General features: G+C 55.5%; 9 protein-coding genes. 3 read left to right on the plus strand and 6 right to left on the minus strand.

The window, feature by feature from the left end; translation table 11 throughout:
* Positions 1 to 146: 146 nt before the first annotated feature.
* The 5 genes from ACXJ5O_RS11880 to ACXJ5O_RS11900 all read right to left on the minus strand — a co-directional run bounded on the left by ACXJ5O_RS11880 (position 147) and on the right by ACXJ5O_RS11900 (position 4,696).
* Positions 147 to 1,175, minus strand: a complete 1,029-nt coding sequence (locus ACXJ5O_RS11880) for a zinc-binding dehydrogenase (protein WP_457300073.1) — start codon at positions 1,173 to 1,175, stop codon at positions 147 to 149.
* A gap of 26 nt (positions 1,176 to 1,201) precedes the next feature.
* Positions 1,202 to 2,479 (minus strand): beta-ketoacyl-ACP synthase, encoded by a 1,278-nt coding sequence (locus ACXJ5O_RS11885; protein WP_457300074.1) that lies wholly within the window; start codon positions 2,477 to 2,479, stop codon positions 1,202 to 1,204.
* A gap of 11 nt (positions 2,480 to 2,490) precedes the next feature.
* A complete protein-coding gene (locus tag ACXJ5O_RS11890) occupies positions 2,491 to 3,675 on the minus strand; it encodes a beta-ketoacyl-ACP synthase (RefSeq protein ID WP_457300075.1) in 1,185 nt (394 codons plus the stop codon).
* Positions 3,676 to 3,720: 45 nt separating this feature from the next.
* Entirely contained in the window at positions 3,721 to 4,002 is a 282-nt protein-coding gene (locus ACXJ5O_RS11895; RefSeq protein WP_008123430.1) for an acyl carrier protein, read from the minus strand.
* 106 nt (positions 4,003 to 4,108) lie between these two features.
* Positions 4,109 to 4,696: a histidine phosphatase family protein gene (locus ACXJ5O_RS11900; RefSeq protein ID WP_457300076.1), complete on the minus strand. Its 588-nt coding sequence runs from the start codon at positions 4,694 to 4,696 to the stop codon at positions 4,109 to 4,111.
* A gap of 99 nt (positions 4,697 to 4,795) precedes the next feature.
* Between ACXJ5O_RS11900 and ACXJ5O_RS11905 the strand changes: the two genes are divergently transcribed.
* From ACXJ5O_RS11905 to ACXJ5O_RS11915, 3 genes are all read left to right on the plus strand, one after another.
* The gene (locus tag ACXJ5O_RS11905) at positions 4,796 to 5,752 is read left to right on the plus strand and encodes an AEC family transporter (RefSeq protein WP_457300077.1); all 957 of its coding nucleotides are present in this window, start codon (positions 4,796 to 4,798) and stop codon (positions 5,750 to 5,752) included.
* Positions 5,753 to 5,897: 145 nt separating this feature from the next.
* Entirely contained in the window at positions 5,898 to 7,355 is a 1,458-nt protein-coding gene (locus tag ACXJ5O_RS11910) for an NAD-dependent succinate-semialdehyde dehydrogenase (protein WP_112528605.1), read from the plus strand.
* 5 nt (positions 7,356 to 7,360) lie between these two features.
* The gene (locus ACXJ5O_RS11915) at positions 7,361 to 8,386 is read left to right on the plus strand and encodes an aldose epimerase family protein (protein WP_457300078.1); all 1,026 of its coding nucleotides are present in this window, start codon (positions 7,361 to 7,363) and stop codon (positions 8,384 to 8,386) included.
* Here ACXJ5O_RS11915 and ACXJ5O_RS11920 read toward each other — a convergent pair.
* Positions 8,383 to 9,300 carry a sugar kinase gene (locus ACXJ5O_RS11920; RefSeq protein WP_457300079.1) on the minus strand — a complete coding sequence of 306 codons (918 nt, stop codon included), beginning with the start codon at positions 9,298 to 9,300 and terminating at the stop codon, positions 8,383 to 8,385. The two genes, ACXJ5O_RS11915 and ACXJ5O_RS11920, sit on opposite strands and share 4 nt — an antisense overlap.
* Positions 9,301 to 9,341 lie beyond the last annotated feature (41 nt).

The raw sequence follows: 9,341 nt of genomic DNA on the forward strand, positions 1-9,341 counted from the left end.
GTAAAATCCATGGCCGCCTTCGCAGGCAGCATACGGAGCAATTTGAGGATACCGAAAATAACAAATGCCGACAGCCAGTAGTTGAATTTCTTCAACCGCTGGCTCCAACGGAATAGCGCTAACTTTGTATTGAGCTTCATTCTGGATCAGTTTACGCGCAGGATGATCTTGCCGAAGACGTCCCGGCCTTCCATCCGCTTCAATGCCGTATCGATATCATCGAAGCCGACTTCGGTGTCGATGACTGGATGAACAAGGCCACGCGCCATCTTCTGCATGGCATCAGCCATGTTTTCCATGCGGCACCCGAACGAGCCGAGAAGCTTCAACTGCTGCTGGAACAGCATCATAAGGTTCATGCTGGTTGAAACACCCGAGGTCGAGCCGCAGGTGACCAGCCGCCCACCGCGGCGCAACGATAGCATGGACCCCGCCCATGTGTCGGCGCCGACATGCTCGAAGACAACATCAACGCCCTTCTTCTTTGTCAGCTTGCGCACCACGCCTTCGAAACGGTCCTCGCGGTAATTGATGACGTGATCTGCCCCCAGGGCCTTGGCCTTCTCGATCTTGTTGTCCGAGCCGACGGTCGTGATGACCGTACAGCCCATCTTCTTGGCGAGCTGGATTGCAGCCGATCCAATGCCAGAGCCACCAGCGTGGACGAGAATCGTTTCTCCCGGTTCGAGCTTGGCATTATCAAACAGCATGTGCTCGACCGTTCCGAAGGTGACCGGCGCAACGGCAGCGCCGATTTCATCGACGCCAGGAGGAGCCGGGACAAGCAAACGGGCTTTGAGGTTGACTTTTTCCTGAGCGAAGCCATCGAGATGGAAGCCGTGCACACCGGAGACATGTTCGCAAAGATTGTCGCGACCTTCACGGCAGGGACGGCACAATCCGCAGGTCTGCGCACCATAGATCGAGACGAGCTGGCCTGGCAGTAGATTGCCGACGCCCGCGCCGATCGCATCGACAACGCCCGAAGCTTCCGCGCCGATCGTCAATGGCATCTTGCGCTTGGCAAAGGCCATGCCCCGCCAGCCCCAGACATCAATGTGATTGAGTGCAACAGCTTTGATGTTGACAGTGACCTCGCCGGGACCGGGTGCAGGTGGGGGCGCAACATCGACGATCTCGAGCTTGCGGTCTTCAATCAATTGTAGTGCACGCATATCCGTTTCCTTATTCAGGCCACGGATTAGTTCGGTTCTGCCGTCATGACAAGACACGTATTTTGTCCGCCGAAGCCGAATGAACTGGAAAGCACCGATGAGACACTTGCTTCGCGCTTAACGTTGGGGACGACATCCATGACAATTGCCGGATCAGGATTGTCATAGTTGATCGTCGGCGGGATGGTACCGGTCTGAATAGTCAGTACAGAGAATACGGCTTCAATCGCACCGGCAGCGGTCAATGTGTGGCCGATCATCGACTTGTTTGACGACACCGGCAATGATGAAATGCGATCGCCAAAGACCGTCGACAACGCCAGATATTCCATCTTGTCGTTTTCTGGCGTCGACGTTCCATGGGCGTTGATATAGTCAATTGCGTCTTCCTCAATCCCTGCATCTTCAAGGGACGCGCGAACCGCACCAATGGCCGGCGAACCGTCCGGTTTTGAACGGGTACGATGGAAGTCATCGGCCTTTTCGCCGCAACCACGCATGATGCCAAGAATATTTGCACCTCGTGCGACGGCCGATTCGAGCGATTCCATCACCATAGCGCCAGAGCCTTCTGCCATGACAAACCCATCCCGATCTTTCGAGAAGGGCTTTGCGGCCTTGTGGGCCGGATCGTTATGTGTGGATAGCGCAGAGAGCAGCGAGAACCTAATCAGCGCTTCCGCGGAAACCGAACCATCCGTGCCGATCGACAGGACCCTGTCGCTTTCGCCGCGACGGATGGCTTCCACCCCCAACTGAATGGCAGTCGCGCCAGAAGCACAGGCTGTAGACAAAGTGATCGGTAGACCGCGCGTGCCGAACTTATCGGCCAGAACCTCAGCGATATGGCCAAATTCCGCGGTGTTGAACATGTCGATCTGCGGGCCTCGACGGCATGCGGCGAGCAGCAGGTCGTATCCGGGCTCGCCTTCAGACTTGACCAGTGCGTCCAAGGCAAGGCGATTGCGCCATTCGAGTTCGACCGGCGGAGCAGCCAGGAAAAGCGGGCCGCCGAAGTCATCGACTGGAAAACCGGCCTGCGCTACAGCTTCCTCCGCTGCAAGCGACGCCAGCTTTTGCGACAGTGCCGAAGCGCCTTTGGTGCTTTCTTCAAGAAAATCGACAGTCCCGGCGATCTGCGTTCGCAGATTGTCCAAGGCGAACCGTGTAATCGTGTGGATGCCGGACGTGCCGGAAGTCAGCGCAGCCCAGTTCTCTTCCTTACCTTGCCCGAGGGATGAGACAACGCCTAGGCCGGTTATGGCGACAAGGGGGCGGCCGAGATGATCAGTATATTTGGACATGGAAATATCCCTCAAACTTTGACCAGGCGGGCAACGCCTTCGCTGCGAGTTCCGCCAATGGACGTCGCGAGCGCGGTATTGACGCTGGACGGTCCGGCTTTCTCATTCTTCGCGTCGACAGGCGGGAACGCAGATCCATTGAAAACGCTCAGCGCAGCCAGAGCAACGACCAGTGGGAATTGTGCTTCGCGCAGATGGCCGAGTTTGCCCGCGACGCCGCGCACCGCCGAACTGGAGAATGTATCGAGCGCCGCTTTCTCTACCGCAGTTACGTGTTTGGCTCCGCTAGCGCCTGAAATGATCAGATCTGCAGCTTTGTCTGCGCTTGCCGCACCGATCAGCTTGGCTACAGTTTGGGTTAAATCATCGCGGTTGCGTCGAATTTGAGCGCTGTAGATACCATCGATGGCGGCATATACGCGTGCACCGCGTTTTTTGGCGTGATCAGCACTTTCCAGAACCAGGAACGCTCCACCAGAGCCGGTAACGATCCCGCCCCCGGCGCTGTCTTCTCTTTGCCAAAGCGGCGCCCAACCATCGCGCTTGAGCATCCCGTTCAATTCGTATCCCAACAACATGTCTGGATGCTGGGAATTGTACGCACCACCAACGAGCGCATGTGTACTCTGTCCGGAGCGAATGCGAGCTACAGCTGTGTCGATCGCCGAGATACCCGAGCCTTCCTCACCCATGAATGTACGTGAAGAACCGGTGACTTTGTGGACGATGGAGATATTTCCAGCAAGCAGGTTCGAAAGCTGTGCCAGAAACAAGGTTGGGCGCAGCTCGGTCGTGAGCTTCTCGTTTAGCATCGTTCCGATATCATTGCGCACACGCGCTTCGGCAAGGATCTGCGTGTCTACCGAGACGTCGCGTTCCCCACCGCCTGCCGCCACTACCATATCCATGCTGGCGCAGAGCGATTCGTCGTCTTTTATGCCTGCATCTTGCAGCGCGAGGCCAGCTGTGTAGGTCCCTATACGCTGCCACGTCTCCATCTGCCGCTGGTCACCACGCTTCGGTATCTGGTTGTTCCAGTCGACTTCGACGAGCGGATGAACGGTATAAGGCTTGAACGTTTCGCTATCGATGCGGGGTTCGAGCCCGTCATTGAACGCCTTCCAATGGGCGTCGACGCCTTCGCCAAGTGAAGAAATCAGTCCGATACCAGTAATGACGACGGTGTTGTTCTGCATTGTCTCGCAACACCGTTTGTACGGTGTACCCGGTTAGCTGGAAAATCAGGCCTTCTTGGCAGCGACGAGTTCGTCGATCTTGGCACACAGGTTTTTCAACACGAAGTATTCTTCGGTCGGAACCTTGCCGTCATTGACTTCCTGCGTCCACTGTTCAAGCGGGATCTTGATACCGAAGGCCTTGTCGATCGCAAAAACGATGTCCAGGAAATCAAGGCTATCGATCCCCAGATCGTCAATTGTGTGACTCTCCGGCGTAATGGAGTCGCGATCGATCTCACTGGTTTCGGCAATGATGTCGGCGACCTTGTCGAATGTATCGGACAATTGATTTTCCTTTGCTTATCGTGCCTCAGGCAAGGGCACTGATGTAGAATGAAGCCGGTATCTAGCGTTTTTCATGCTTCAGGGAAAGACCAAAGCTGCGCTGTGATTAGTCGAATATGATTCTTCCTGCGATATGAACGGTTTCACCTTCCTCGGCTTTGGAAACAACGACCGCTTCTGTTGGACGTGGCGTAACACCGGTGAGAGCAATGATATTGGCGCGATCAGTCATCATTACCAGGTTGCCAAGGCCCTTGAATGCGACTATCGCCGCACGAATTTGGTCGATCTGGATTTGTTTGGCAGCTTCGTTCGCAGGCAATGGATCGAGCGGCTTAAAGATTTCAGCGGAGATTGAATCGAATGACAGCCGTGCGGTTTCCCGTGCATTGCAGGTAGAACTTGTAAGAACTTTGTCGATTCGCACCCCGCGTGCGGCAAAACGGGCTCCAAGTTTTTGCGCCAGCTGGCGCCCGCGGTCGGAAAGCGTTTGCGTGACCGAACAATCGGCCGAGCTGTCAATGGTTGGACTCAAGGTTCCGGAAGCATCGGCGCCTTGAATGAGAATTGTGTATCCGCCGCGCTGTACTCTCGCCCATGCAGCATCTGTCGCATATGCGTGCGATACGACAAAAACCAGGCTGAACAGCGCATACATAGAAATTGCCCAAGGGCGGAATTGCTTCACCATCATTCTCCTTAGCAGTCGAGATGGGGATTTGTTGAAGAAAAATAAAGCCATGCAACGAGAACGTCTTGCACCGCTGGATTTGTCGGCCTATTGCGGAACGCGATGGGTCTCATTCAAACAATCATCGTCGTTTTTGGTGTGATTGCCATCGCTTATGCAGCAGCGCATTTCAAACTGCTGGATGAGCGGGTGGGTGATGGCCTATCTGATTTTGTCTTCGTGATTGCCGCGCCGTTGCTGCTGTTCAGGACAATGGTGACTGCTGATTTCCACGGCACAGCTCCCTGGTCGTTGTGGACCACCTATTTTATTGGTGTGATTGTCGCGTGGGCGGTATCGGATCTGGCGATCAAGCTGTTCTTTGGACGAGACAACCGCGCCGGCGTTGTGGCTGGCGTCTCTGGAGCATTTTCCAATCTCGTTTTTCTTGGCATGCCGCTCATGCTCGGGGTCTTCGGCCAGAATGGCTTTGCCATCCTGTCTTTGATCGTCGCCGTCCACATGCCTGTCATGATGGCCGCCTCGATCACGCTGCACGAATTGGCTATGAGAAGGGACGGCGTGTTCAAAGGTGAGAGTCATTGGGTCGCAGTGATCGGATCGTTCTTCAACAGCCTGCTGCGAAACCCGTTTGTGCTGGGCATCCTCGCCGGCTGGATATGGCGCCTGCTGGGTTTGCGAATGCCGGACGCAGCCGACGCGTTGATCGATACCTTGAGTGGGGTGGCAGGGCCCGTCGCGCTGTTCGCCATGGGCATGGGTCTGAAGAAGTTCGGTGTTTCTGGAAATATAGCAGCAGCGGTGCTCATGTCTGCTATCAAACTTGTCCTTATGCCTGCCGTGGTGCTTGGCGCCGCGTGGTTGATCGGTCTACCACCATTTACTGCGAAAATCGCAGTAGTTGCCGCCGCGCTTCCGGCTGGCGTCAATTCTTACTTGATTGCCACGCGCTTTGGCACGGGCCAGGCTCTCGCCTCCAATTCCATGGTGATGGCGACCGCTTTTTCGGCGTTGACACTGACGTTATGGGTTTCTGTCGCTACGCGGATATTTGGTTGACGGAACCCCGTTGCAGCTTTTGCCAAAAAGGAGCAGGGTAGTTATATCGCCTTGACCAAGGCAGACATTGCCATGCGCAGTGCAGGGTTTATCTTTCACGGAACTCACGAACAACAATAACCCTTCGAACACAGGGAGAAACATGATGTTGCAGAAATCCAGCCAGTTCATGAAGCAGGCAAACCTCATAGACGGTGAGTGGGTGGCGGCAGATTCGGGCAAGACAATCGACGTCATCAACCCTGCTACCGGCCTGAAGATCGGTACCGTCCCAAACTCGGGCAAGGCCGAGACACAACGTGCCATCAACGCCGCGGCAAAGGCCTTCAAGACATGGCGCAAGACATCCGTACTGGAACGCTCGAAACTGATGCGCAAGCTGCACGACGCCATTTTGGACAATCAAGATGCTCTCGCTGAATTGCTGACACTGGAACAGGGTAAATCCCTTGCGGAATCCAAAGGTGAGATCGGCATGTCCGCCGCTTATATCCTCTGGTATGCAGAGGAAGCTCGCCGCACCTATGGCGATGTTGTCCCTTCACCTTGGGCAGACCGGAGAATTCTGGTCACTAAAGAGCCCGTGGGGGTCATTGCAGCAATAACGCCCTGGAATTTCCCTTCCTCCATGCTCGCGCGCAAGATCGGCCCGGCGCTGGCGTCCGGTTGCACAGCGGTGGTGAAACCTGCGACGCAGACACCCTATTCAGGGCTGGTCTGGGGCTCTCTTTGCGAAGAGGTTGGCATTCCGAAGGGTGTCGTCAACATTTTGACGGGGTCGGCGACGGAAATTGGCGGAGAAATTACGAGCAATGAGCTTGTTCGCAAGATCACCTTCACCGGATCGACGGAAATCGGTAAGATACTGATCAAACAAGCTGCGGACACGGTCAAGAAAGTCTCCATGGAGCTTGGCGGCAACGCGCCGTTCATCGTTTTCGATGACGCTGATGTCGATCGGGCTGTAGACGGAGCGATCATCGCGAAGTTCCGCAATTCGGGTCAGACTTGCGTCTGCACCAACCGGTTTTTGGTACAGGCCGGCATCTATGACACATTCGTCGAGAAGTTTGCCGCCGCTACCCAGAAGCTTAAAATCGGAAATGGTCTGGAAGAAGGGACGCAGCAGGGGCCATTGATCGATGACAAGGCCGTCGCCAAGGTCGAGGAATTCATAGCAGATGCCACGCAGAAGGGCGGCAAGATTATCACAGGCGGAAAACGTCATGCGCTTGGTGGCAGTTTCTTCGAGCCCACCGTGATCGCGGACGCTACGCCGGAAATGCTCTTCACCAAGGAGGAAATCTTTGGGCCAGTGGCGCCGATCTACAAGTTTCAAAGTGAGCAGGAAGCAGTTGACCTTGCCAACGATACGCAATTCGGTCTCGCCAGTTACTTCTACACACAGGATCTTGGGCGGGTGTTCCGCGTCTCGGAAGGGCTGAAATACGGTCTGATTGGCGTCAATGAGGGCATGATAACCACGGTGGAAGCCCCATTTGGCGGCTTGAAGGAATCCGGCCTCGGCAAGGAAGGCGGACACCAGGGTATCGAAGATTATCTCGACACGAAATATGTCTGCGTTGGCGGCTTGGGGTTATAGAATAAATGAATACGGAAGTTTTCGGCCACACGCCGGACGGCGAGGCAGTTCACCGCATTACAATTTCGGGTGGTGGATTAACCGCCGACGTACTGACGTGGGGCGCAGTTATCCAAGACTTGCGCCTCAATGGGCATGAGCATCCGCTTGTCCTTGGGTATCGCGACTTTGCCGACTATCCCGCATACTCTCCCTACCTCGGTGCAACGATTGGCCGTTGTATCAACCGTATTCGTGACGGTGAGCTTGTGATCGACGGGAAGACTTACGAGCTCGAAAAAAACTTTCATGGCAGGCACAATATCCATGGCGGGAGCCGCGGTGCTGGCAAACGCATCTGGGATGTTGTCGCTATTGGTCCGGATTACGTCACATTGACGGTCCAGCTTGGTGACGGCGAGATGGGTTTTCCTGGAAATCTGGCAATCACGTGTACTTATATGCTGGAGCCCAAGGGAACTCTTGTGATCCGAATGGATGCGGTCACGGACAAGCCAACGATCTGCAATCTTGCGCATCACAGCTATTTCAATCTCGATGACGGAGGCGCAACCGAGGCGCTCGATCATCAGGTCAGGATTGATGCGCAAGCCTATCTTCCTGTGGATGGTGATCTTCTTCCCGACGGCCGTGTTATGCCGGTGGCCGGGACAGCACATGATTTCCGCGAGTATCGGGCCGTCCGGCGCGAAGTGGGCGGCAAGCAGGTCATTTATGACAATAATTTCTGTCTTGCCAGCCAGCGCCGCCCATTGTGCCTTGTCGCTTCGGTAAAAGGTGCCGATTCCGGCGTCGAGATGAATGTTTTCACAACCGAGCCTGGCGTGCAATTCTACGCGGCGAACACAYTAGGCGGAAAACCGCCCATCGGGCTGACCGGCAAGACCTACGATAACTATGCAGGCCTTTGCTTCGAAACGCAGACCTGGCCCGACTCCACTCACTTTCCGTATTTTCCTCAAGCGATTTTACGGCCTGACGAAGTCTACAGCCAGATGACCAAGTACAGTTTCAAGAAAATGAAATCCTAGGCTTTGAATGCCTTCTGCGCTTCATCCATGGGGGCGAGCGCGCCATGGAATTCGACCACGCGGGCAGCCACTTTGTGTGCGTTGACCGCTGCGACAAGTGGATCGAGACCCGCGAGGCGCGAAGCAATGTATCCGCCGTTGAAGCTGTCGCCAGCGCCCGTCGTGTCGACAGCGTTGGCGCGAACAGCCGGCACTTCAGTAGTTGTTCCGCCGGCAATAACCAGCGCCGGCGCCGTGCCATCTTTGACGACGATCTCGCGCACGCCATAACCAGTGATGCGTGTAGCGGTATCGGCAGGCGTTGTATCACCGAATAGGGCGTTCTCATCCGGAAATGTTGGTAACGCGATATCGGTGACGTGAAATGCGTTGCTCAAAACCTGCCGCGCGGTGTCGGCATTTTCCCACAGGCGAGGGCGGTAATTGGCATCGAAGACGACAAGCGAACCTTGACGGCGGGCATTACTAACGGCGTTGAGGACATTCTGGCGACTTTTGGGGCTCAAAATACCCATCGTGATACCGGAAAAGTAGATGACTCGCCGACCATCCAAGCTTTTCGCCAAGGCGTCAGGATCATCGGCCAGATGGCGCGCTGCGGCATCATTGCGCCAATAGGTAAATGAGCGCTCGCTACCGGTTAGCGTGATGGCATAGATTCCGGGGCGAGCGCCAACGATGGTCGGGCTATGGGCGGTATTGATAGCATTATCGCGGAGGAATCTGCGCTGTTTCACCGAGAAAGGATCGTCGCCGAAGGCGGTGACATAATCGACGGCAAAATCTGTATCGGTGAGGGCTCGAACATACCAGGTAGTGTTGAGGGTGTCTCCCGCAAAACCCATGCGCCACTGATCGCCATTGGCGCCGGACAATTCGATCATGCACTCGCCAATGGCTGCAAATCCGCTCATAAAATCCTCCGCTGCTCCGGTCGCAGCGACTGATATACAAG

This window comes from Phyllobacterium sp. P5_D12 (assembly GCF_054049495.1).